Source organism: Haloarcula mannanilytica, from assembly GCF_005406125.1.
GTDB lineage: Archaea > Halobacteriota > Halobacteria > Halobacteriales > Haloarculaceae > Haloarcula > Haloarcula mannanilytica.
Genome location: NZ_BIXZ01000002.1, coordinates 464,444 through 488,212, shown reverse-complemented (window position 1 = coordinate 488,212; position 23,769 = coordinate 464,444). Strand labels below are relative to the sequence as shown.

The 23,769-nt window shown below is 64.2% G+C and carries 24 protein-coding genes and 1 tRNA gene; 10 read left to right on the top strand and 15 right to left on the bottom strand.

Annotated features, from left to right (window positions below):
* The first annotated feature begins 90 nt into the window (after window positions 1-90).
* Genes pdxT through Harman_RS09630 form a run of 3 tightly spaced genes read left to right on the top strand, consistent with a single transcriptional unit; the run spans window position 91 to window position 3,005 of the window.
* The gene (gene pdxT / locus Harman_RS09640; RefSeq protein WP_137683573.1) at window positions 91-684 is read left to right on the top strand and encodes a pyridoxal 5'-phosphate synthase glutaminase subunit PdxT; all 594 of its coding nucleotides are present in this window, start codon (window positions 91-93) and stop codon (window positions 682-684) included.
* A 36-nt stretch (window positions 685-720) separates the two neighbouring features.
* On the top strand, window positions 721-1,017 hold the full coding sequence (gene hisE / locus Harman_RS09635) for a phosphoribosyl-ATP diphosphatase (protein WP_137683572.1): 297 nt from the start codon (window positions 721-723) through the stop codon (window positions 1,015-1,017).
* Between the two features lie 50 nt (window positions 1,018-1,067).
* Entirely contained in the window at window positions 1,068-3,005 is a 1,938-nt protein-coding gene (locus tag Harman_RS09630) for a response regulator (RefSeq protein ID WP_137683571.1), read from the top strand.
* Window positions 3,006-3,009: 4 nt separating this feature from the next.
* Here Harman_RS09630 and Harman_RS21960 read toward each other — a convergent pair whose 3' ends face one another.
* Window positions 3,010-3,141: a hypothetical protein gene (locus tag Harman_RS21960; protein ID WP_268812798.1), complete on the bottom strand. Its 132-nt coding sequence runs from the start codon at window positions 3,139-3,141 to the stop codon at window positions 3,010-3,012.
* A 139-nt stretch (window positions 3,142-3,280) separates the two neighbouring features.
* The gene (locus Harman_RS09625) at window positions 3,281-3,598 is read right to left on the bottom strand and encodes an ASCH domain-containing protein (RefSeq protein WP_137683570.1); all 318 of its coding nucleotides are present in this window, start codon (window positions 3,596-3,598) and stop codon (window positions 3,281-3,283) included.
* 97 nt (window positions 3,599-3,695) lie between these two features.
* Between Harman_RS09625 and Harman_RS09620 the strand changes: the two genes are divergently transcribed.
* A complete protein-coding gene (locus Harman_RS09620) occupies window positions 3,696-4,694 on the top strand; it encodes an NOG1 family protein (RefSeq protein WP_137683569.1) in 999 nt (332 codons plus the stop codon).
* Between the two features lie 173 nt (window positions 4,695-4,867).
* Here the strand turns inward: Harman_RS09620 and Harman_RS09615 are convergent, their stop codons facing one another.
* Together Harman_RS09615 and Harman_RS09610 are read right to left on the bottom strand one after the other, a co-directional pair.
* Window positions 4,868-5,578 carry an SIMPL domain-containing protein gene (locus tag Harman_RS09615; RefSeq protein ID WP_137683568.1) on the bottom strand — a complete coding sequence of 237 codons (711 nt, stop codon included), beginning with the start codon at window positions 5,576-5,578 and terminating at the stop codon, window positions 4,868-4,870.
* A gap of 61 nt (window positions 5,579-5,639) precedes the next feature.
* Window positions 5,640-6,920 carry a TIGR00341 family protein gene (locus tag Harman_RS09610; protein ID WP_137683567.1) on the bottom strand — a complete coding sequence of 427 codons (1,281 nt, stop codon included), beginning with the start codon at window positions 6,918-6,920 and terminating at the stop codon, window positions 5,640-5,642.
* Between the two features lie 107 nt (window positions 6,921-7,027).
* Between Harman_RS09610 and engB the strand changes: the two genes are divergently transcribed.
* Window positions 7,028-7,645 carry a GTP-binding protein EngB gene (gene engB / locus Harman_RS09605; RefSeq protein WP_137683566.1) on the top strand — a complete coding sequence of 206 codons (618 nt, stop codon included), beginning with the start codon at window positions 7,028-7,030 and terminating at the stop codon, window positions 7,643-7,645.
* A gap of 170 nt (window positions 7,646-7,815) precedes the next feature.
* Here the strand turns inward: engB and Harman_RS09600 are convergent.
* From Harman_RS09600 to Harman_RS09575, 6 genes are all read right to left on the bottom strand, one after another.
* Window positions 7,816-7,887: transfer RNA gene (locus Harman_RS09600), tRNA-Ala, on the bottom strand.
* Between the two features lie 137 nt (window positions 7,888-8,024).
* Window positions 8,025-8,336: a 30S ribosomal protein S10 gene (rpsJ, locus tag Harman_RS09595; protein ID WP_004515425.1), complete on the bottom strand. Its 312-nt coding sequence runs from the start codon at window positions 8,334-8,336 to the stop codon at window positions 8,025-8,027.
* Between the two features lie 3 nt (window positions 8,337-8,339).
* Window positions 8,340-9,605: a translation elongation factor EF-1 subunit alpha gene (tuf, locus tag Harman_RS09590; RefSeq protein ID WP_137683565.1), complete on the bottom strand. Its 1,266-nt coding sequence runs from the start codon at window positions 9,603-9,605 to the stop codon at window positions 8,340-8,342.
* A 231-nt stretch (window positions 9,606-9,836) separates the two neighbouring features.
* Window positions 9,837-10,226 (bottom strand): DUF4870 domain-containing protein, encoded by a 390-nt coding sequence (locus Harman_RS09585; RefSeq protein ID WP_137683564.1) that lies wholly within the window; start codon window positions 10,224-10,226, stop codon window positions 9,837-9,839.
* A gap of 123 nt (window positions 10,227-10,349) precedes the next feature.
* The gene (locus tag Harman_RS09580; protein WP_137683563.1) at window positions 10,350-11,294 is read right to left on the bottom strand and encodes a homoserine dehydrogenase; all 945 of its coding nucleotides are present in this window, start codon (window positions 11,292-11,294) and stop codon (window positions 10,350-10,352) included.
* Window positions 11,291-11,824: an amino acid-binding protein gene (locus tag Harman_RS09575; RefSeq protein WP_137683562.1), complete on the bottom strand. Its 534-nt coding sequence runs from the start codon at window positions 11,822-11,824 to the stop codon at window positions 11,291-11,293. Before Harman_RS09575 ends, Harman_RS09580 begins: the two co-directional genes overlap by 4 nt.
* 327 nt (window positions 11,825-12,151) lie before the next feature.
* Between Harman_RS09575 and Harman_RS09570 the strand changes: the two genes are divergently transcribed.
* Entirely contained in the window at window positions 12,152-13,246 is a 1,095-nt protein-coding gene (locus Harman_RS09570) for a peptidase (RefSeq protein WP_235007184.1), read from the top strand.
* A gap of 168 nt (window positions 13,247-13,414) precedes the next feature.
* Here Harman_RS09570 and Harman_RS09565 read toward each other — a convergent pair whose 3' ends face one another.
* Window positions 13,415-15,601 (bottom strand): elongation factor EF-2, encoded by a 2,187-nt coding sequence (locus tag Harman_RS09565; protein WP_137683561.1) that lies wholly within the window; start codon window positions 15,599-15,601, stop codon window positions 13,415-13,417.
* 197 nt (window positions 15,602-15,798) lie between these two features.
* Between Harman_RS09565 and Harman_RS09560 the strand changes: the two genes are divergently transcribed.
* The 3 genes from Harman_RS09560 to Harman_RS09550 all read left to right on the top strand — a co-directional run bounded on the left by Harman_RS09560 (window position 15,799) and on the right by Harman_RS09550 (window position 20,663).
* A complete protein-coding gene (locus tag Harman_RS09560) occupies window positions 15,799-16,596 on the top strand; it encodes a DUF5781 family protein (RefSeq protein WP_137683560.1) in 798 nt (265 codons plus the stop codon).
* Window positions 16,597-16,671: 75 nt separating this feature from the next.
* Window positions 16,672-19,767: a hybrid sensor histidine kinase/response regulator gene (locus tag Harman_RS09555; protein ID WP_137683559.1), complete on the top strand. Its 3,096-nt coding sequence runs from the start codon at window positions 16,672-16,674 to the stop codon at window positions 19,765-19,767.
* 74 nt (window positions 19,768-19,841) lie between these two features.
* Window positions 19,842-20,663: a hypothetical protein gene (locus Harman_RS09550; RefSeq protein ID WP_137683558.1), complete on the top strand. Its 822-nt coding sequence runs from the start codon at window positions 19,842-19,844 to the stop codon at window positions 20,661-20,663.
* 20 nt (window positions 20,664-20,683) lie between these two features.
* Here the strand turns inward: Harman_RS09550 and Harman_RS09545 are convergent, their stop codons facing one another.
* From Harman_RS09545 to Harman_RS09530, 4 genes are all read right to left on the bottom strand, one after another.
* The gene (locus Harman_RS09545; protein WP_137683557.1) at window positions 20,684-21,394 is read right to left on the bottom strand and encodes an energy-coupling factor transporter transmembrane component T family protein; all 711 of its coding nucleotides are present in this window, start codon (window positions 21,392-21,394) and stop codon (window positions 20,684-20,686) included.
* Window positions 21,388-22,092 (bottom strand): energy-coupling factor ABC transporter ATP-binding protein, encoded by a 705-nt coding sequence (locus Harman_RS09540; protein WP_137683556.1) that lies wholly within the window; start codon window positions 22,090-22,092, stop codon window positions 21,388-21,390. Before Harman_RS09540 ends, Harman_RS09545 begins: the two co-directional genes overlap by 7 nt.
* On the bottom strand, window positions 22,089-22,670 hold the full coding sequence (locus Harman_RS09535; protein ID WP_137683555.1) for a biotin transporter BioY: 582 nt from the start codon (window positions 22,668-22,670) through the stop codon (window positions 22,089-22,091). The genes Harman_RS09540 and Harman_RS09535 overlap by 4 nt, the downstream gene beginning before the upstream one ends.
* 169 nt (window positions 22,671-22,839) lie before the next feature.
* Complete coding sequence (locus Harman_RS09530; protein ID WP_137683554.1) at window positions 22,840-23,196, bottom strand: winged helix-turn-helix transcriptional regulator; 357 nt, start codon at window positions 23,194-23,196, stop codon at window positions 22,840-22,842.
* Window positions 23,197-23,258: 62 nt separating this feature from the next.
* Here Harman_RS09530 and Harman_RS09525 point away from each other — a divergent pair, with 62 nt between their 5' ends.
* Window positions 23,259-23,750 carry a DoxX family protein gene (locus Harman_RS09525; protein WP_235007183.1) on the top strand — a complete coding sequence of 164 codons (492 nt, stop codon included), beginning with the start codon at window positions 23,259-23,261 and terminating at the stop codon, window positions 23,748-23,750.
* Window positions 23,751-23,769: the final 19 nt, after the last annotated feature.

Here is a 23,769-nt window from a genome sequence, read left to right as displayed (position 1 = left end):
CCTAACCGTTTGGTTCGACTGCATCCGAGCACGCATCGGACACTTGCAGGAGACGAGAGGCTTTTCGCACCGGCTCACTAACGGGATGGTATGACACTACGCGCGGGTGTACTCGCGGTTCAGGGCGATGTCTCTGAACACGGGGCGGCGATAGAGCGGGCGGCAGCGGCCCACGACCAGACCGCAGAGGTCGTCGAGATACGCGAGTCCGGGCTGGTCCCCGACTGCGACGTGCTGTTGCTCCCGGGCGGAGAATCCACCACTATCTCGCGGCTCATCCACCGGGAGGGGATCGCCGACGAAATCGAGGCCCACGTCGAGGCCGGCAAGCCGGTGCTGGCGACGTGTGCCGGCCTTATCGTCAGTGCAACCGACGCACAGGACGACCGCGTCGACACGCTGAACGTCATTGATGTCTCGGTCGAGCGCAACGCCTTCGGGCGACAGAAAGACAGCTTCGAGGCCCCACTGGACGTGGAAGGCCTCGACGACCCGTTCCCGGCCGTGTTCATCCGCGCACCGGTCATCGACTACGTCGGCCCGGACGTGGAGGTACTGGCGACGTGGGACGACCGCCCGGTCGCGGTCCGGGATGGCCCGGTCGTCGGCACGTCGTTTCACCCCGAACTGACCGAGGACCCGCGCATCCACGACCTGGCGTTTTTCGACTCGGTGGAGTCGTAGCGACGGCCTGAAGGCCCCGCTCACCGAACGGCGGCTATGAGCGACGACACCGGCGACGTGATCGACGAACTGTTCGCTGTCATCGAGGACCGCAAGGCGAACCTCCCCGAGGACTCCTACACGGCGTCGCTGTTCACCCACGAGAAGGGCGAAAACGCCGTGCTGGAGAAACTCGGCGAGGAGACGACGGAGCTGATTCTTGCGGCCAAGGACGACGACACCGAGGAACTGGCCCACGAGTCGGCCGACATCGTCTATCACCTGCTGGTCCTGCTGTCGATGAAGGACATGGACGTGGCGGATTTGCGGGACGAACTGGCCGAACGGCGATAGGGACGCTCCGCCTGCGGTAATTATACACCCCTTCAGTTCTGAGCGATGGTATGGGCACCGGTGTGTCGGGTATTAGTGTTCTCTGTGTCGATGACGAACCGTCATTTGCCGACCTGATCGCGACACATCTCGAACGCAACGAGGAGGCGATTGCGGCCACCGGCGTCACGAGCGCCACAGAGGGACTAGCGTATCTGGACGACCACGACGTGGACTGTGTCATCAGCGACTACCACATGCCGGACATCGACGGGATAGCGTTTCTGGAGACGGTCCGCGCCAGAGACCCGGACCTGCCCTTCCTGCTTTTCACCAGCCAGGGAAGCGAGGAGGTCGCAAGCGAAGCAATCGCGGCCGGTGTCACCGACTACATCCAGAAGACGCGCGGAACCCAGCAGTACGCCGTGCTCGCACGACGGGCCCGGAACGCGGTCGAACGAGTGCGAGCGAAAGCGGCGGCTGACGACGCACAGAGCCAGACGAAGCGGATTCTCAGTGCAGCAAGCGATGCGGTTCTCATCAGCGTGACCGGCACCGTCGCGTACGCGAATCCGGCGGCGGTGGCGTTTTTCGGCGCAGCAGACAGCGCCGATCTCTGTGACCGGCCACTGGCCGACCTCATCGAGGGACCGGCCGAGAGCGGGACCGACCCCGTCCAGGCCGTTCTCGAAGGGGAGCGAACCGCTGCCCAGGTCGACCGGACGATACGAACGCTCGCTGACAACAGGGTGCAGGCCAGCGTCACCGCGTGTGACGTGACGTGGAACGGCGCGGACGGCACGGTGTCGGTCATCAGCAGCCGCGACGGGACCAACGAACGCGAGCGGCGTCTAGAAGCGTTGCACGAGGCCACGCGACAGTTGATGGCCGCGGAAGTCCCCAACAAGGTCGCCGGCATCGGCGTCAACGCCGCCGCCGAAATCATCGGACTCGACGCGAACGCCGTTCACCTTATCGACGACGACGGGCGTCTGGAACCCGTCGCCGCGACCGCGTCGATCCGGACACTCGTCGGTGACCTCCCAACGCTCGGGCCGGGCGACAGCATCGCCTGGCGAGTGTACGAGAGCGGCGAGGCGACCGCAGTTCCCGACGTGCGAGGGGACGACGACGTACAGAACCGCGAGACGCCGATACGTAGCGAGCTGTACCTCCCACTCGGGGAGTACGGCATCCTCATCGCCGCATCGACGACCGTCGACGCCTTTACCGAGACAGATATCGTCGCCGGGCGGATTCTGGCGGCAAACATGGAAGCCGCCCTCGCTGCTGTCGAGCGCGACGAACAGCTCCGAGACCGTGAACAGGAGCTGTCGACGCAAAACGACCGGCTGGAACAGTTCGCGACGGTCGTCAGCCACGACCTCCGCAACCCGCTGAACGTCGCTATCGGTCGACTGGAAGCGCTGAAACAACGCCATGACGACGACAGCATCGCTGCGATAGAGCAGGCACTCGACCGGATGCAGGCGCTGATAGACGACCTCCTGTTGCTGGCCCGGACCGGCGACACCATCGCGGAGACAGAAACGGTGTCACTGGCGACGGCTGTCAGGGACTGCTGGGAGGTCGTCGATACCGGCGACGCAGCGCTGGTAGTCGATACCGACCGAAGGCTACAGGCCGACATGACGCGACTCAAGCAGTTGCTGGAGAACCTGCTCCGAAACGCCGTGGAACACAGTTCCACGGGCAGTCGGGCGCTGTCCGGCGATGCCGTAGAAAACGGCAGTCCGGGCGTGACAATAACGGTGAGCGATATTCCGGGCGGGTTCGCCGTCTCAGACGACGGCCCGGGGATCCCCGAGGCCGACCGGGAGACGGTGTTCGAAAGCGGCTACTCGACGGCCGGTGACGGCACCGGGTTCGGCCTCTCAATCGTCTCACAGATAGCGAGCGCTCACGGGTGGACGGTCACACTCACCGAAAGCGACAGCGGCGGCGCACGCTTCGAATTCACCGGCGTCGACGTGGTGTCGGAAGAATAGGGCCTTACTCGCCGTCCGCGTCGCGGGCGTCGCTCATGTGTTCCCAGATCTCGGTACAGCCACAGCCGTCGTCGACATCCGAGAGGTGTTCTCGCTCCGGATCGTCCGCTTTCGACGTTGTCATCGTCTCAGTCATGTAGTTACTATTGGTTACTATCTCTCATAAGGGTTGTCTGAGACGCGGTGACAGGCGACTCGGCGGGAGTTAGTCGTTGATGCAGTGGAATACTGTAACGACGTGAAACTTCGGTCGCGCCCTGACGGGGTGGCCGCGGTTATTCCTCGACCGGCTCGAACCGGTGGCGGACGACCTCGCTGTCGTCGTCCCACTCGAAGCTGCCGTGGACTTTCTCCATGCGTTCCTTGTACGCGTCGAGGTCCGCTGACCCCTCACGCTGTGCGTCCTCGTCGGTCATGTCGCCAAGCGTCCGGTGGGTCACATCCGTCACCTCGAACTCGGTGCCGTCGATTTCGAAGGTATCGCCCTCGTCGGCGTACTGGTGGCCCCGGTGCATCTGCGTGACGCGGCCCTCGGCGGCCATTTGCTGGACGTGGTCGTTGGGGAGAATCTCGCCGGCGTCGATGTGAGCCATACCGGTTCTGTGGCCGGGACGCCCAAAAACGTGTCTCGCAACAGTTTGGGGGGACGATTGAACGCGCTTTTACGCTCCGGCCGTCTACAGTGGCGTAATGAGTCATCCCTTCGAGGGTCTGCCGACGACGCCTACCGCCGAGGAGCTCGTGGACAAAGCCTTCTCGCGGGCGTCGCGCGCCGGCGGGGCCAAGGACGGGAACGAAGCCCAGCAGTCGATGCTGATGACGGCCTCGAACATCGCCTCCGACAACATGGAGAACGTGGTGACGGCGTGGCCGACGATCGACGACCTGGACCCCTTCTATATCGAACTCGCCGATGCGGTCATCGGCGAGGCCTATCCCGCAGACGACGACCCCGGTATCGACGCGCTGAAACAGCACCTCGCAGAGGTTTCGTGGGCCGCCGACAAGGTCGTCGAGATCCGCCAGGAGTACGAGAGCCGCGTCGCCCGCGGCGACATCGACACCGCCCGGAAACTCCGCAAGCAGGCCTTTGCCCGTATCGCCGACGTTGTCGAGGAGGTCGAAGACAATCTTGCTGCCATTTCGACGGCGCACAACGCCCTCAAAGACATCCCCGACATCCGACCGGACGAGCCAGCGATTGTGGTCGCCGGCTACCCCAACGTCGGCAAGTCGTCCTTTGTCAACCGCGTCACCCGCGCTGACAACGAGATCGCATCGTATCCGTTCACGACGACACAGATCCGCGTCGGCCACTTCGAGGACCAGCGCATCCGCTACCAGCTCGTCGACACCCCCGGCCTGCTCGACCGCCCGCCGGAGGACCGCAACGAAATCGAGTCACAGGCGGTGAGCGCGCTCGAACACCTCGCCGACGCCGTCCTCGTGTTCATCGATCCCAGCGGCGAATGTGGCTATCCGCTCGCGGACCAACTGGAACTGCGCAACGACATCGAAGCCCGCTTTGACGTGCCGGTGTTGACAATCGCAAACAAGAGCGACCTCTCGACGGACGTGGAGGCCGACTACTACATGAGCGTCACCGAGAACGACAACGTCGACGGCGTGTTACAGGCCGCTATTGACGCAGTGGGTTACGAGATTGAACTGCCGTTTGACGAAGAATAGCGAGACATAGCGAGACGCCGACCATCGGGAGGCGTCTCGAAGACTCCGAGCGGGGAGCACAGCGACCCGCGAGGATTGCGGTTACCACCGGGAGGCGTCTCGAAGACTGCAGTCACGAATCACTGCAGCAAAAAACCCGAACGCGACCGATACGTCTCCGGAGTACGACCGCCTTACTCTAGTTCGTACGTGACGCTCACGGAGGCATCAACGGTGACCTGTCCGGGTTGGATGGTCGTCCGCCCGCCGGCGTCGGCGGCCATCGCTTCCGCGTACACGACGGGGCGTCCGTGGTTGCTGGTCTGAATCGTGACGGCGTCACCGATGGACCGGTCCTCCGCAGCGGCGACGACTTCAGCGTCCGTCCGAGCGTTGTCCATCGCGGTCGTCAGCGCTTCCTCGCGGGCCTCCTGTCGGGTCTCCTCGCTCAGCGAGTAGCGCACGCCCTCGACGCGGTCCGCGCCGGCGTCGACCGCGGCGTCGATGAGCGTCCCGGCGGCTTCAACGTCACTCGTTTCGGCTTCGACGGTGTGAATCGCCACGTAGCCGACCTGTTCGCGGCCCTCTCGGGTCTCCTCGTACTCCGGACGGATCTGGAACCGCGAGGAGGTCACGTTCGCACCCTCGTCTTCCAGCGCCGACGTGATGGCGTCGGCGTCGCCGGTGAGGTTGTTGCGTGCCGCTTCGGCCGTCTCGCCGCGGCCGACCGCAGCCACGGTGACGGTTGCGCGGTCGGGCGCGCGTTCGACGGTCGCGTCGGCGTTGACGCTCACGGTCGAGTTAGTTGACGGCGCGACAGCCCCGGTATCCGCGAGTGCGAACCCGACGCCGCCAGCAACGAACAGTACCAGTACGCCAGCAATTGCGAGTGGTCGTGAAACCATATGCACTGCAACACACCCGGTGGTATTTATGTCATCGTACGTTCAAACTCGGTTTTGAGCGTCAGCTGCTCCGTTCGATGGTGACGTAGTGGATTTCCGTCGCAACGTCTCTGCCAGCCGCGTCATCGGCCACGGCATCGAGTTGGTCGACGAGCGTCGGTCGCTCTGCGTCCGGCGGTAGGCCGACGGTGACGACGACTCGGCGGGGCTGCTGGAAAATCGCGGTATTGGTGGATTCGACCTCGACCGACAGCACGCGGGCCGGCGGGTCGACGCTCCCTTCGATGCCCTCGCGGATGTCCGACTCTGTCGTCGCCTGTTGGTAGGAGTCGAAGGTGACACCGCCGAGAAACGCCGACAGGACGAGTATCGACAGGGCGAGGACGCCGATCCGCTTGATAGTCGCCGACCGGGCGTCGCTCTCCCGGAACCAGTGTTCCGGGCGGTAGCCCTGGTACCAGAGCCCGACGAGCACCGCGAGGTTGATGGAGAGGACGTTCACTAGCAGGAGGACGGTAGAGCCGAGACTGACGAGCGGTTGGCCCCAGGCGATGCCAATACCGACCGTCGCCGCCGGTGGGATGAGTGCGACAGCGATCATGACGCCGACGAGCGCCGTCGAGACGCCGCTGGTGAGGCTGACGACGCCGGCCGCGCCAGCGCCGAGGGCGACGATCAGCGAGAGGAAGTCGGGGGCGACCCGCTCGCGGATCTGACCGACTGAGGTCACGTCGGCAAGCGGCGGAATGACGTTGGCGTACCGGACGAGCAGAGCAAATACGGTTGCGCTTGCCACGGCGAGTCCGAGCCCGATAGCCTGGAGTTTGACGCCACGGACGAACATCTCGTGGTCGTCGACGACGGTGCCGACGTTGGCGGTCATCGCCGGGCCGATGAGCGGCGCGATGACCATCGACCCGACGACGACGGCCGGCGAGTCGAGCAACAACCCCGCTGTCGCGATAATCGCGCTGATGACGGTCATGAGCGCGTAGTTCGACAGCGAGGGGGCGAGGTCCTTCGCCTTCGAGGTGAGTTCCTCCCGGGCGATGCGGTCTTCGTCTTCCTCCTCGGCGTATTTCTCCTCTAGCTCGTCGAACTGGCTGGAGATGACGGTGTTTGCATCCATCACGACCGTATAGCCGCCATCGTTGATGCCGACGTTCCGCAACTCTTCGAGGACCGGTTCGAGCGCGTTCGTCGGGACCGGGAAGGTAACCACAGCGGTAAACTCCCGGCCGCTCGTCTCGTCGGTGAGCACGTAGTCGATGCCCTCATCGGCCAGCACGCCCAGAACGGCGTCGCGCTTGCCCGTCGGAATCAGTAGCTGTACCAGCCGCACGGCTTCCGGTGAGAGCGCCGACGGGAAAAAGGCGGCTAGTCACAAGGCCCGCGAGACACTGCCTCCGAAACGGACGCGCTTTTCCCCGCCGGCGGAGTACAGGGGATATGTTCGAATCACGACCCGACCGGGACGCCGAGATAGTACTCGTCGGCCGGTCCAACGTCGGGAAATCGACGTTGATGCGAGAGATCACGGGCCATACGTTCGATACGGGCCAGCGCCCCGGGGTCACGCGCTCGCCCAACCACTTCGACTGGGCCAGCGCCGACTTCGTCATCAGTGACCTCCCTGGCTTCGGCTACATGAAAGGCGTGCCCGAGGAAGTCCGGGAGGAGATCAAGACCGACGTAGTCCGGTACGTCGAGCGGAACGCCGAGAAGATCCTCGTCGGTATCCTCGTCGTCGACGGCAAATCGGTCATCGACATCATCGACCGCCACTCCGGCCCCGACGAAATCCCCCACGACGTGGAGATGTTTCACTTCCTCCGGGAGGTCGGCGTCGAGCCGGTTGTCGCCGTCAACAAGATGGACAAGGTCGAGAACGAAGAGGAGCGGCTGAACGAACTCTGTGACCGTCTCGGCCTCCACCCACCGTGGCAGCAGTGGCAGGAGACTATCGCACCGATCAGCGCGAAACGTGGCTCAATCGAACCACTGAACGAGGCCGTCCGGCACCACCTCCACGAGGCCCAGCGCGACGATCTGTTCCAGTTTTTCTGACGCAGCCGACAACTGAGCCAACTGCGCCACCCAACAGAACGTCGGTGTGGTTGCAGGGACCGCCCGCAGGCTGTAACCGCTCTGTGTAACGGTTCCTGGGATTGTGGTCGGTCTTGCAGCAGTTTCGAGCCGTGGCTCAGGGCCTCATTCGGAACACCGAAGAAACGGGATGGACTCGCCGGGATTTGAACCCGGGGCCTCTTCCTTGCGAAGGAAGCGATCTGCCACTGATCTACGAGCCCGCGTGGTCTGCCACTCGAACGCGGAGTTGTAAAAACCCTGCGCGTGAGAGCGGCTTCGATAGCGATTCACACTGTCCCGGCCAGCGGTTCGGACGGGCTACGCAACGACGCTGTCGCGAAGCGACAGCCCCCGAGGCTCAGTCCTCGAGGACGATTTCGATGGAGACGTCGTTGGGAACCTGGATGCGCATCAGCTGGCGCAGTGCCCGTTCGTCGGCGTCGATATCGATGAGCCGCTTGTGGACGCGCATCTCCCAGTGTTCCCACGTTGCAGTCCCCTCGCCGTCGGGGGACTTGCGGGTGGGAACCTCAAGCGTCTTGGTGGGGAGCGGAACCGGACCGGAGAGTTCGACACCGGTCTTGTTCGCGATCTCCCGCACGTCGGCGCAGATGTCGTCGAGGTCCTCGGGGCTTGTGCCCGCGAGCCGAACGCGTGCCTGCTGGGACATACGTTATCGCTCGTTGACGCTGAGGACTTTGCCGGCGGCGATGGTCTGACCCATGTCGCGGATGGCGAACGAGCCCAGTTCCGGAATCTCGGAGGACGGCTCGATGCTGAGTGGCTTCTGTGGGCGGACCGTCACGACGGCAGCGTCCCCGTTCTGGATGAAGTCGGGGTTCTCCTCGGCGACCTCGCCGGAGGACGGGTCGATCTTCTTGTCGATGGATTCGACAGTACAGGCGACCTGTGCCGTGTGGGCGTGGAAGACCGGCGTGTACCCTTCGGTGATGACCGAGGGGTGCTGCATCACGACGATCTGGGCCTGGAAGGTCTCGGCGACCGATGGCGGGTCATCGGCCGGACCACAAACGTCACCGCGTCGGATGTCGTCCTTGCCGACGCCGCGGACGTTGAACCCGACGTTGTCACCGGGCTCGGCCTTCGGGACTTCCTCGTGGTGCATCTCGACGGTCTTCACTTCACCGGAGACATCAGACGGCTGGAAGCTGACGTTGTCGCCCGTGTTCAGGATACCCGTCTCGACACGGCCGACCGGGACCGTACCGATGCCGGAGATGGTGTACACGTCCTGAATCGGCAGTCGGAGCGGCGCGTCCGTCGGCGGCTCCGGGGCCGGCAGGTTGTTGAGTGCTTCCAGCAGGATTTCGCCGTCGTACCAGTCCGTGTGCTCGGACTCGCTGGCGACGTTGTCGCCCTCGAACGCCGAGAGCGGGATGAACTTGGCGTTCTCGGAGTCGAAGCGGACCTGGGTGAGGAGGTCCTTGACCTCTTCGACGACCTGCTTGTACTCGGACTCGCCGTAGTCGACGAGGTCCATCTTGTTGACACCGACGATGAGTTCGCCGATGCCCAGGGTGCGGGCCAGGAACACGTGTTCCTGAGTCTGCGGCTGGACGCCGTCGTCGGCGGCGACGACCAGGACGGCGTTGTCGGCCTGGCTCGCGCCGGTAATCATGTTCTTCACGAAGTCGCGGTGACCAGGACAGTCCACGATGGTGAAATCGTAGGCGTCGGTGCTGAACTCCTGGTGGGCGATGTCGATGGTGACACCGCGCTCACGCTCTTCGGCGAGGTTGTCCATGACGTAGGCGAACTCGAAGCCGCCCTTGCCTTTCTCCTCGGCCTCTTCCTTGTGCTGTTCGATGACGTGCTCCGGTACCGATCCTGTCTCGTACAGGAGTCGGCCGACGAGCGTGCTCTTCCCGTGGTCGACGTGGCCGATAATGGCCAGGTTCTGGTGTTGTTCGTCGCTCATTGTTATCTCTCACGCGCAGAGGCGCTGTATCGGGTTTATTAGCTGGTGGTTCATAAAACGATTTCGAAAGCGTGTAAGCGTCAGGCCGTCGCTTTCTTGCGATTCGGCACGCCATGTCATGGGTAGGTGTCACCTAGCTAGGGGCGTCCGACGACCGGCCGAGCGGGTCCTAACAAGTAGGTGTGTCTATGTGCACACTGATTCCACAGATTCGAGAAAACAGACCGCGCGTTAAACTGATTCTTCCAGCGAGTGAGCCATGTCACCGAACACTGGAGCCTCGAACAGTTCGCCGGAGAAGGCCTGGTAGGCCATGTACACGAGGCCGACGAGAATCGCGAGGTTGAATAGCATCAGGAACGGCGCGACGAGCAGGGAGACGAAGCCGGGCAGCAGTCCGAGGACGAAGCTGATTGCATACCGGAACAGGTACAGCCCGAGCGTGTAGGCCACACTCTGGGCCGCGTTGAACCGCACGAACTCGTTGTCGTCCTCGACGAGCAGGAAAATGACACCGAGAGGCAACAGGTAGGCGACTGCCGCGGCGACGTTTGCCGAGAGACCGAACACGACATCGTCGTCTTCCGCACCTGTACTCGCAGACATCGATTGTGTTGACATAGAAATAACTACAAAATAGCATGTAATAATACCTTCTATCAAGAAATTATCTATGATTTAAATAGGCATAGGAGGAACTGTGACCGTAGCAGACGACACAGTCCGTCAAAAGGCGATAGAGCGCTACAGTCGGCCGATGTCAGCAAGCACAGCGCTTGCCGTCTCCGGACCGCCGGCACCGCGACCGGAGATGTTGAGCTGGCCGGCGTGTTCGGTCTCCAGTTGCGCGATGTTCCGCGTCCCGGAAACGGCAAGCGGCGCGTTGTCCGGGACGAGTCGCGGGCCGACGCGGACAGATCCCTCAACGACCTCGGCGATGAGCCGAACGGTCCGGCCGTCCGCCCGCGCGAGTTCGAGCGCGCTGCCGGAAATCTCCTGAATCCCCTCGACCTCGGCGTCCTCAAGCGTGTACTCCGTCCCGTCATCGGATAGGACGTTTGCGATGATGACGCCTTTCAGCGCCGCGTCGGTGCCGTCCACGTCGAAGGTCGGGTCAGCCTCGGCGACACCGAGGTCCTGTGCTTCCGCGAGAACGTGCTCGTAATCGAGGCCTTCGGTGGCCATCCGCGAGAGGATGAAGTTCGCCGTGCCGTTGAGCACGCCGCGGACAGCGGTGATGTGGCTCGGGTCGAAGTCGTCGATGGTCGAGAGGATCGGCATCGCACCGCCGACAGTCGCCTCGAACAGCACGCTCCCCTCGCTCTCGCGTTCGAGCGCGCGAACGTCGGCGTAGCGCTCGGCGACCGGCCCTTTGTTCGCCAGCACGGCGTGGCGGTCCCGTTCGAGTGCGGCCTGGACGTGACTGAAGCCCGGCTCGGCGTCGCCGAGCGTCGTCGGCGTTGCCTCGACAAGCACATCGTACTCGGCCGAAAGCGCGTCCTCCGGTGTACCGCTTCCGACGACACCATCGATTCGCTTGCGGTCGAGCGCCTCGGCGGCGTCGATACCGGCGCTGTCGATGACGGCGCTGCTAGAGTCGGCAAACGCAGTGACAGAGTGACCGTGGTCGCTCGCCAATTCGACGACGCTGGACCCGACCGCGCCGGCACCGATGACGGCGAGTCTCATGCCTCACCTCCCGCGGCGAGCGGTTCAATCACGCGGAGGTCCTTGTCGCCTGCGACAGTGCGGATCGCGGACATCGTCTCGGTGACTGCCCCTTCTTCGGTCGCCAGTCGAATGCGCGCGCTGGAGGCGTCATCGGTCCCCTCCGGTGCCGACAGCGAGAGATCGGTAACGGTCGCATCAGTCGACTCGTGAATCCGCGAGAGCGTATCAGAGAGGTCTGTGTTGACCAGGTGGCCGGTGAGGATAATCGTCAGCGCCTCGCTGTATTGCTCGGCCCCGGCCTGGATGACGTTGATGCCCGCGTCCCGGAGTGCGTCGACGATGTCGTCGAACCGCTCGGGGGTCGCCTCCAGATCGACCTCCACGGGGATGTGGCCCCGCGGGGTCACGTTCCCCCGCTCGTGGAAGATAGAGAGGAGGTTCCCGCCGTTGTTGGCGATGGGCTCAAGCGCCCGCAGCAGTTCGCCCGGTTCGTCGACCAGTTCCAGCCGAACTGTGTAGGACCGTACCTCGTCGGTCGAGTCGCTCATCGCCCGCTCACCTCCTGAGTATCTCGGCTCATTGTGGGAGACTCAGCAGGGGCACGTATAAGAAACCGTCCGTTTGGTCGTCACGCGCTACGGCAGAAAGCGGTCGTACAGGTCGTCGATCCATTCGTGTACTGCTCGCCGCGAATCGCGCCCCACAGATTCCACGAGAAGGAGTCCATCCCCGCGAATGTCAATGCGGCCCCGTCGGCAGGCTGAAACGCCAATGCGGTTCGGTGTCAGGAAACCTAAATACGGGGCATCCCCAGTCGTGACAGTCGGTGGCAGGGGAACGCTACGTTTTTTGTGTGACGGCGAAGCGTCTCGTATGTGTACGCCCTCCAGTCAGCCCCGGTATCGATAGGCGCGGCGTTGCTCGCCTTCGGAACCCTCGCCGTCGTTGGCATAATCCTCGGCGCAGTCGGGAACGCGGTCGCGCGACGGCTCTCGAACCCCGTCGCCAGGTATCGGCAGCTATACCTCGGTGTCATACTCCCGTTCGCGCTGCTGTCGTACGTCGTTTTTCGACTGCTCGGACTCGGCTACGCGGTGGTCGGTGGGCAAGCCGGAATAGTCGGAGCAGTGCTGGCGACGTTCACCGAACTGCTCGCCGCCGGCGTCGTCGGGCTGACCGCCTACACGCCGACGGTTCCGGGCGTCCGCAGCGTCCGTGACATCGAACTCTCGACGGGGCGGGCGGTCATCCGGATGGGACGGTACGTGCTCGGACTCTCCGTTTTCGCGGCGGTCATCACCGTCCCGCTTGAGACCGGCCTGTCGCCGCTCGCACTGCTGTCCCTCGTTGCCGTCCTCATCGTCGCCGTTCAGGTCATGGCTCCCTGGCTCATCCCGCTCGTGCGGTCAGCCGATAAGCCGGACGAGTCGACGATGGAGACGCTGGACCGCCTCCAGCAACGCGCGGGCCTGACGGTCCGTGACGTACGGATTCTCGACACCGAACAGGAGGGGACCGCGAACGTGACCGTCCGCGGACCGCCCGGGTATCGTCGGCTCTTCGTGACGAGCACGTTCCTCGATGTGTTCGACGACGAGACAGCGACGGCGCTCCTCACGGTCCAGGCCGGCCGCCAGCAGGCCCGAGTGCTTGCCAGGGTCGTCGGCGGACTGCTCCTCACACTTGTCCCACTGTTTGCGGCACTGGCCGATATCGGCCCGCTGTGGCCGCTCGTCGGCGTGAGCCTCGGAGTTGTCGTCGTGAGCCTGTGGGCCACCCGCCGCGGCGTCCGAGCGGCCGACGACTACGCGGCCGAACGGGTCGGCCCGGACGCCGTTGCGGACGCCCTCGAACGGTATGCCGCTGTCCACGATATGGACCCATCCCGTCGACGCGTGCCGAACCCGCTCTCGCAATCGCCGCCGCTGGGGAACCGAATCGACCGACTGCGGGCACAAGCAAGTGAATGAGGCGGTCCCACAGCGAAGCGAAGACAAGAGAACAGCAGACAAGCATACCGCGCGCCGACGGCGCGCGGTTTCCCGCGAATCGTGGAGCGATTCGCGCCTTTTTCGCCCACGTTTTTGCGCGCGGGTTGAGGGCGCGTAGCGCCCGAACCCCCCGTGGAAAAAGGTGGTCTAGAAGTAGTCGATAGCCGGGTTGAGTTCCTGCTTCATGCCCTTGCGCTCGCGGATCTCGCTGATCTTGTCCGGCTGGAGGTTGTCGGCAAGGACCTGGAAGCCGGCGTTCTCGGTGTTCCAGGAGGCACGGCCCTCGGTGGCCGAGCGGATGTCCGAGGAGAAGCCGATCATCTCGTCGACGGGCGCGACGCCTTCGACGACCATCAGGTCGCCTTCCTGGTACATGTCGTCGACGCGGCCACGGCGGCCCTGGATCTCGCCGCTCGCAGCGCCCATGTGGTCGTTGGGCACGTCGATGCGGACTTCCTGGATCGGCTCCAGGAGCTTGATCTGGGCGTCGAGGAGGGCGTTGTGGACGGCCTCACGCACCGCAGGGATGACCTGGGCCGGACCGCGGTGGATGGCGTCCTCGTGGAGGCGAGCGTCGTGGAGACGGAGCAGGGAGCCCTGAACCGGTTCGGACGCGAGCGGACCGTCGTCGAGGGCTTCTTCGAGGCCCTCGATGACGAGCTCCATCGTCTCGTTGAGGTGCTGAATCCCCTTCGTCTCGTCGAGCAGGATGTTGGTCCCGTGGATGTGCTCAATGTTCTGGGAGTCCTCCTTGTCCATGCCGGCCTCCTGCAGCGCTTCACGGCGCTCCAGTTCGGGCATGTCCATGGATGCCTCGCCCATCTTGATGGTCTCGACGATGTCGTCGTCGAGCGGGTGGACGGAGATGTAGAAGCGGTTGTGGCGATTCGGCGAGATGCCTTCGACTTCGCGGGACTCCTGCTGTGGGGCCTCGCGGTAGACGACAATCGGCTCACCGGTGTTGATCGGAATGCCCTGGTTGCGCTCGATACGCTGGCCGATGACTTCCAGGTGCAGCTCACCCTGACCGGAGATGAGGTGCTCGCCGGTGTCCTCGTTAATTTCGACCTGGATGGTCGGGTCTTCCTTGGCGACCTGCTGGAGCGTCTCGATGAGCTTCGGCAGGTCGTCCATGTTCTGTGCCTCGACGGACTTCGTGATGACCGGCTCCGAGATGTGCTCGATGGACTCGAACGGTGTCATCTCGGCGCTGGAGACGGTGGAGCCGGCGATGGCATCCTTGAGGCCCGTGACGGCGGCGATGTTGCCGGCGGGGACGCGGTCGACTTCCTCGCGTTCGCCACCCATGTAGATGCCGACGCTCTGGATGCGGTTCTTGCCCGCGGTCCCGGAGACGTACAGCTCCTGACCCTTCTCCAGCGTGCCGGAGAAGACACGGCCGGCGGCGATTTCGCCGGCGTGGGGGTCGACACCGATGTCGGTGACCATCAGGACGACTTCGCCGTCCTCGTTGACCAGTCGCATGTCCTCCGCGAGTTCGGATTCGGCGTCGCCACGCCAGATACGCGGGACGCGCATCGGCTGGGCGTCGACCGGGTTCGGGAAGTGCTCACACACCATGTCCAGCACCACGTCGGACAGCGGCGTGCGCTCGTGGAGTTCCTGGCGCTTGTCGTTGCGCTCAAGCTCCATGATTTCGCCGAAGTCCATGCCGGTGCGCTGCATCGACGGCATCGAGACGCCCCACTTGTACAGCGCGGAGCCGAAGCCGACGGTCCCTTCCTCGACGGAGACCGTCCAGTCCTCGATGTCGTCCATCTCCTCGGTCATGCCGCGGATGAGCTCGTTGACATCCTGGATGACCGCGAGCAGGCGCTCCTGCATCTCTTCGGGGCCTTCCTGAAGCTCGGAGATGAGGCGGTCGACCTTGTTGATGAACAGCGTCGGCTTGACACCCTCGCGCAGGGCCTGCCGGAGCACTGTCTCGGTCTGGGGCATCGCGCCCTCGACGGCGTCAACCACGACGAGCGCGCCGTCGACGGCACGCATCGCACGGGTCACGTCGCCGCCGAAGTCGACGTGGCCGGGCGTGTCGATGAGGTTGATGAGGTGGTTCTGGTCCTCGTACTCGTGGGTCATCGAAACGTTGGCCGCGTCGATGGTGATCCCACGTTCCTGTTCGTCTTCTTCCGTGTCCATCGCCAGCTGTTCGCCGGCGGTGTCGTCGGAAATCATGCCGGCACCGGCCAGCAGATTGTCCGTCAGTGTCGTCTTTCCGTGATCGACGTGAGCAGCGATGGCGATATTCCGGATGTGCTCCGGATCGTCCATCAGTGTCTCACATTCTTGGACGATTTTCTTACGTCGGCCCATTATACAGCCTTCTATCAACAGCAGGGTCAAAAGGATAGTGTTTCACTACGGCCGCGACCGCCTGAAATCCGCCGGTTCGCGTGGGATAGTCTCGCAATCCGCAGTCAGGCAGAGACAAGCGCCGATAGCTCGCTGTCAGAGCGAACACTGTCACGAACAGTGGATTAATAGCTGTGTAGCCCATGAGAAGGTTACACATGGATGTGCACGTTCAGGGTGGGCCTGCCGAACCGTTCCTGGGGGCACGGGACCTCTTCTCGACGGAACACGACCTGAACCGCCCGGTCACCGTCCGTATCCGCCAGGATCCGGACGAGCGGACGCGTGTCAGTCACAGCGACGACGCCCACCGGCTGACGATCTCCCGCCAGGCCGCCACGAGCGCGATGGCCCGCGAGCTAGCGTTACACGAGTACGCGCATATGCACCATCACGAGCAGGACCATCCCTCACACACGCAGTCGACAAAAGAAGCGATCTATCTCGCACTGGCGGGTCAGTCGGTCGAGCAGCGGAAGCTCACCCACTGCTACCAGATCGCCAACCACATGAAAGATGTCTACGCCGACGACATCTGGATGCCGGTCGTGCCCGGCGACAAGCTGGTGCCGTTTCTGGAGGCCAGCCTCGCGGCTGCCGTCGCGGACCGACCAGGCGACCCGCCATCCCTCCAGCAGGCGGGAACGCCGACTCGGACGCGCCGCCCCGGGGAACCGGCCGCGCGGTTGACGCCCGCCGCGGACCCCGACATCACGGCCGTCAACGCGGCCTTTGCGCTGGCTCTGTGTGAACGCCACGATCTCGTCGACGACGGCGACAGGCTGTACGACCTCGCACACGCGGCAGCACAGGATGCCCCGGACGTGAGCCTCCGGGAGTTCAAACAGCATTTCGCGTCGCTGTCACCCGACCCCGACGAATCGGAGTTCCGCAAGGCACTCGTCGACATCACGCGGGCGTACGCTATCAGCGAAAGCGGTCGTGCCGCGGACTGAGTCGGTTCCCGAAGTCCGATAGATGTCACCTATATAACAGAACTGTTTTGACGCGGACTTGTGAACTCGTTGACTATGAGTGAGGCGCTTCGTGGCCGCCATCACAACGGCGAGACAGATGTCGTCGGCGAACAGATTCGTGTATTACACGTCGACGACGACCCGGACTTCGTAGCTGTCGCAGCGGATTCCCTGGAGGCCGCGGATGACCGTATCTCCGTCGAAACCGCGACCAGCGCACGAAGTGGGCTCGACCGGCTCGCCGAAGACGGGTTCGACGCCGTCGTCTCCGACTACGACATGCCGGAGATGAACGGTATCGAACTGCTCGATGCGATTCGGGAGACGAACCCGGACCTGCCGTTTATTCTGTTCACCGGCAAAGGCAGCGAGGAAGTCGCCAGCGAGGCCATCTCGATGGGCGTGACTGACTACCTGCAGAAATCCTTCGGGGTCGAGGTGTACGAACTGCTGGCCAACCGCATCGAGAACGCGGTCTCCGAGTACCGCGCGAAGCGACAGGCCGCCGAGTCCGAGCGCCGCGTCCGCGAGCTCACCGAGGCGACCAACGACATCCTCTGGGAGTTCACGGCCGACCTGAGCGAGGTGCTCGTCATCAACTCCGCCTACGAGGATATCTGGGGGCGCTCAGTTGCCGACCTCCAGGAGAACCCGCATGACTTCCTGAACGGCATCCATCCCGAGGACCGCGACACGATGAAAGACGCGATGCAGTGTCTCATGAGCGGCGAGTCAGCCGATGTCGAGTGCCGCGTCAACGCCGAGGAGGGGTATCGGCGCTGGGTCTGGATACAGGGGGAGCCGATCACCAACGGCGACGGGGAGACGGTTCGCGTGGCCGGGTTCGCCCGCGACATCACCGAGCGGCGGAACCGGGAGCGAGAACTCGAAGCCACCAAGAACCAGCTCGCGGAGCACAACCAGACGCTCCGGGAGCTCTACGAGATCAGCGCCGATCCCGACGCCTCCCTAGAGGGGAAGATCCAGGCCGTACTGGATCTGGGGCGGGAGCGACTGGGGACTTCCGACGCGTTCCTGTCCTCGAACAACACCGACACCGACGAGTTCTCGATCCTCTATTCGAGCGGGGACGACGAGCGGCTCGCACCGGGAACTGTCGCACCGCTGTCGGAGTCGTACTGCCGGAAAATAATTGATTCCAAGGGCGTCACGGCAATCGCGGAAGCGTCCGAAGAGGGGTGGGCGTCGGACCCGGCGTACGAACGGTGGGGGTACGAGACGTACATCAGCGGCGAGGTCCGTGTCTGTGACGCGCATTCGGGGACGCTCTGTTTCGTCGACCGGTCGGGCCGTGAGACCCCCTTCACCGAGGACGAGAAGACGTTCGTCCATCTCGCCGCACAGTGGGTGAGCTACGAACTCGAACGCCAGCAACGCGAGCAGCGCCTCGAACGGTACAAGGAGTACACCGACGACATGCTCGACGCCATCGACGACGTGTTCTACGTCCTCGACAGCGACGGCCGGTTCCGGCGCTGGAACCAGAGCCTGCTCGACGTGACCGGCTACTCGGCCGCCGAGGTGGCCGGGGCCCACGGGACCGAGTTCTTCCCCGAGGAACATCGGGACCTCGTCACTGCCGCTATCGAATCGGTGTTCGAGGACGGCATCACCCGTGTGGAAGTGCCGTTTATCACGAAAGAGGAAGAGCAGATCCCACACGAGTTCACGGCGACCCGCGTCGAGGACCCCGACGGGAACCCGATGCTGGCCGGCATCGGTCGGGACATAACCGAGCGCAAGCGCCGCGAGCAGGAGCTGACACGAACGAAGGAGCTCCTCGACCAGGCCCAGCGGATCGCGAGCGTCGGCGGCTGGGAGGTAGACGTGACGACCGATCCGCCGGAGATGACGGTGACAAGCGAGTTCTACCAGCTACACGGGCTGGGGGCGGACGCCGAACTGAACGTCGAATCCGTCATCGACCTGTACCACCCCGATGACAGGGAGACCGTCCGGACGGAGTTCCAGCGAGCGATAGCGACGGCCGACGGGTACGACATGGAGGTACGCATCGGCGACGACGACCAGTGCCGTTGGGTACGTGCGCTATGTGAACCGGTCACTGAGAACGGCGATGTCGTCAAACTCCGGGGCTCCGTCCAGGACATCACCGAGCGAAAGCTCCGCGAGCGCGAGCTAGAGGCGACCCGCGAGCGGATGGAAATCGCCCTGGAGACCACCGACACGCTCGTCTGGGACCGCGAGTTCGAGTCCGGCACGCTGTCGTACTATCCCTCTGCCGAGACGCTGTATGGCACTGGCATCGAGACGCTGGATGGGTTTTTGGCGCTCATTCATCCCGAAGACCGGTCAGCGGTTGAAGCGCGGATCGAATCGGCGGTCGAAACCGGGACGTACGATGCCGAGTTCCGGATCATCCGCGACGGCGAGGTCCGCTGGATGGAAGCGAAAGGCCGCGTCGAATCCGACGACGACGGGACGCCGGTTCGGGCAATCGGCATCGACCGCGATATCACCGAACGCAAGCATCGCGAGCAAGAACTCCAGGATACGAACGAGCGCCTCGAAGAGTTCACCAGCATCGTCAGCCACGACCTCAGGAACCCGCTCTCCGTCGTCGAGGGTCGTATCGAGCTGGCCCAACAGGAGCGAAACAGCGAGCACCTCGACAGCGCCAGCGATGCGCTCGCGCGGATGCGGACGCTCATTGACGACCTCCTCGCGGCCGCACGCGGGGGCTCGGAGATCGACACCGACGTGGTGGCGCTCCCGGACGTGGTCGAACAGTGCTGGCACAACGTCGAGACCCGTGACGCGACGCTCAGTGCCGAGGCAGACGCCGTCGTTCGGGCCGACGAGAGCCGGTTAGAACAGTTGCTTGAGAACCTGTTCAGTAACGCCGTGGAACACGGCGGCGACGACGTGACGGTCACGGTGGGCGAACTGGACAACGGGTTCTACGTCGAAGACGACGGTGACGGCATCCCCGAGGGCGACCAGTCGCAGGTGTTCGAGACCGGCTACTCTACCTCGGACGACGGGACCGGGTTCGGGCTCTGGATCGTCTCGGAGATCGCCAACTCCCACGACTGGACGGTGACCGTTGGCGAGGGCAGCGACGGCGGCGCGCGGTTCGAGATTACCGGCGTCGATATCGTGGACTGATACGTCGATCCGTGTGATCCCGCCCGCGGTCTTCCTTCGAAGCCAAATTGAACAAGGAGTTCGAAGGCCCGCTCGTGCAGCCCCGCTCACTCGGCGTCGCAATCGCCCTGGTGGCGCTCGTCGGCTTTGCGGGCTGTAGTGCCTTTGGCACGGCCGGGCCGAGCGCCGGCGAGGGAACCGTGACACCCGCGCCGGTCCCCACAGCGGAGCCAAGCCCCCCGCCGGGCGTCACCGCCGACGGCGTCAGGGACCCCGAACGGCTCGGCATCGCCCACGAGCAGCGCCTCACGAACGAGAGCTACGCCGTCACTGTCGTCCGTACTGTCCGGTTCGACAACGGGACAACGGTGCGGCGACTGGAACGCGGTCGGACGGTTGGGGACGGCGGCGTCATTCTCTCGTGGCGGACCGAAACAGCACACAGTCGGGCCGGCGGTGGAACCGTCGTCAGCCGGCGTGCATGGTCCAACGAGTCTGTCCGCGTCATGCGATTCCAGTATGCGAACGAGTCCACGCGGTACGTGGTCACAGCGTCTCCTCAGCGGTATCCCTACCGGCGGACCGCACACTCCGTTGGGGAGATGCTATCGAGCGAAGACGCCGCCGTGGTCGCCAGCGACACCGACGCCGACCCGCCGACGTACACGCTCCTGGCCCGAAATCTGAGCGATAGCCTATCGACGAATCCGAATCTGGACCGGGTCGAAACGAGTAGCATCCGGGCCGTCGTCACCGGACGCGGACTGCTCAGGCGGGCGTCGATTCGCTACACCGGGACGCGAGACGGTACGCCGGCCGTCGCCGGAAGCACTATTCGTTTCGACACCGACCCGGACCCCGTCACGCGTCCGGAGTGGGTGGAGACGGCACTCCAACAGGAACACAAGGAGACCTAAACAAACGCCGAACGAGCCGATTAGACCGGGATGAGCGGTGACAGCGCCAGTGCGACGCCGACAGCGAGCACCGGATAGTCACGACGTTCGAAGGAAAGCGGCGGGAGCGTCGGGTTCCATGCGAAACAGCGGGCTCGCAGGGCCACCGAGAGTCGGTCCGAGCGGTCGAGTGTGCGCTCCAGCGACCGGACGGCGAGCAGTCTCGCCCGCTCCCACAGCGGGCGGGTCTCGCCCCCGCGAGCGTGAATCGCGTCGCGTACCTCCCGAACGTCTGCGAGCACCAGCGGGAACAGCCGAACGACCAGCGCCATCCCGACACCGAGAATCTGGCCGGGCTTGCCAGGAATCAAGCGCTGAACTGCCGCCCGCGTGTCCCGGACCGGAGTCGACGTGAGGTAGGCGGCGCTGACGAACAACACCGGGAGGATGCGCCCGACGTACAGCGCCGAACGAAGCGCCGGTTCGACCCGAAACCACGGCGGGCCGAGCGCGATGCCAGCAATCAGCGGGGCCAGCGCCAGCACCGCGAGGACGACCCGATAGGAGCGAAGGACCGCCAGCGGCGAGAGCCGGGCCGCCGCGAGCGTGCCCAGCGCGAACGCAGTCGTGCCGACGAGCCACAGCGGCGTGGGGTGGGCGACTGCGGCGATGGCGAGCCCGAACTGGACCAGCAGCTTCGACCGCGGGTCCAGCCGGTGGGCAAACGTCGACCCGGGCCGGTAGCTCAGCATCGCGGGTCTCGGACGCCGAGGTCCGGCAGGGCACCGAGCGCGTCCGACGGCGATTCGTCGAGGACGACCTGGCCCTCGTGCAGCGCGACGAGGCGGTCGGCCCGCTCGTGGAGGTCCCGGAGGTCGTGGGTGACGACGATGACGCCCGTCCCGTCGGCGGCCAGCGCGTCGAGGTGGTCGAGCACCGACTCCCGGGCCGGCCAGTCGAGGCCCACGAGCGGTTCGTCGAGCACGAGGTAGCTCGGCTCCATGGCGAGCGCCCCGGCGATGGCGACGCGGGCCTGCTCGCCGCCGGAGAGCGCGTCGATGCGCCGCTCTCTGGCCCCGTCGAGGTCGACGGCATCCAGCGCCGCCGCGACCCGGTGGTCGATTTCGCTCCTGTCGAGGCCGAGGTTCTCCGGACCGAACGCCACGTCAGCGCCGACGGTCGCGGCCACGAACTGGTCGCGGGGGTGCTGGAACACCATCCCGATTTGCGTCCGGGCGACGACGGGGTCGTCCGTCACGTCGGTCTCGTCGACGGTGACGGTGCCGGAATCCGGCGTCAGAAGCGCGTTGAAATGGCGAACGAGTGTCGTCTTCCCGCTCCCGTTCGGCCCGACGAGTAGACAGTACTGACCGTCGGGTATCGACAGCGAGAGCCCGTCGAGAGCGGCGGCGTCGCCGTACCGGTACACCAGGTCTCGGATCTCGATCATCGCCCGGAGAGGTAGCCACCCTCGACGATGGCGATGGCGATCCCGAGCTTCACGAGGTCAAGCGGCACGAAGGGGGCATTCACGGTCGCGGCGCGGACGAGCGACAGCCCGGTCACCATCGACAGCCACGGGACGCCGATAGCGTAGACGACGGCAACCGACGCGACGAGCGCGGCGACCTGGACCGGCACAGAGAGATCAGCGACCGGTCGTGGTGTCGTGCTTCGGTGTGCGATCGCGCCCGCGACGACCGCGCCGACGAGGAAGCCGATGAGGAAGCCACCGGTCCCTTCGCCGGCGATGACATAGCCCAAGCCGGCGCTGCCGTTCGAGAACACCGGAACGCCGGCGATGCCGACCAGCAGGTACAACAGCAGGGCGACGCCGCCCCACAGCGGCCCCAGCACCAGGCCGGCGAAGAACATCCCGAAGGGCTGCAACGAGAACGGCGGAAGCGGCCCGGGGAGCGGGATAGAAATCTGTGCGAGCGCCGCTGTCAGCGCCGCGATCAGTACCGCCTTAGTGAACCAGCCGACGGTCTCGTCGTCCACAAGGTCGACGGATTGCTCTGTTGCCATGGATCACCCTCTCTCGTCAACCGAAATATAGCCAGGGGTTCACAGAAGAGGGTTCCACGTGTTGCCTATAACAGTCATTGTGAATACGGTACTGCTAGTCATGAGATTGGAGCGGACAGCTGGTCAGTACAGAGTAAACAGTTAGCAACTCGGGGCTTAGACAGTCGGTCTATTCAAGCCATTCAGCTCCCCAGTCATCTAATGCTTCGAACACGGGACAGAGGTCGGCTCCCTTCTCGGTCAGCGTATAGTAACTGGCGACTGGCGACTCCAACTCCTTGCGGTTCTCGATGAATCCCTTCTCTTCCAAGTCCTCGAGGACACGAGACAGTGTGTAGGAACTCGCCCCTGTTGCTCGTTTGAGTTCGTTGAACCGCTGTTCTCCGTCTCGTAAATTATGGAGGGTGATGAGTTTCCACTCCGTTCCTATCTCTTCGACTGCTCCAACGACGTTGCAGAGGTCTGAGTTTTGCTGTTCAGCGTCGGTCTTTTCCTCTGTATCAGCGTCGGGTGGTTGGGCCACCATTACTTGGTCACGTTCTTGTTGCCTGAGTTATTAAACGGTTTGACTCCCAACCACATTCTGTAATGGAACTGCTACACTCGATGGAACGTCCATCCGAGACGGCTGCGCGGTGGAGTCCGGTTTTTATTCGACTAGCCCTTGGGATTACGATGCTTATCGCAGGCGTCGGCAAAGTCTTCGCAATCGGGCCGAAACCGATGGGAATCTCGGGCTTCGCGGGCTTCTTGGCGAGTCTCGGCGTTCCGCTTCCGATGATTATGGCATGGGGTGTCGGTCTCCTCGAACTTGTTGGTGGTCTCTTACTACTGGCCGGCTTGGCCGTTCGACTCACGGGCGCGTTACTCGCCATCGACATGTTCGTCGCTACAGTGCTGTACCACCTTCCGAACGGGTATCCGGCCGCGAGTAATGGTATCGAATTGACACTCGTGCTGGCCTTGATCGCAGTAGCGGTTGTCTTGAGTGGCCCTGGAGCGCTCTCGATTGAACAGACGTTGGGAGGCCAAGAAGACCGGACCCGTGGCTCGTCTCAGTCGAGGGCCACAGACGGATAAACAGGGCTCATATCCAATA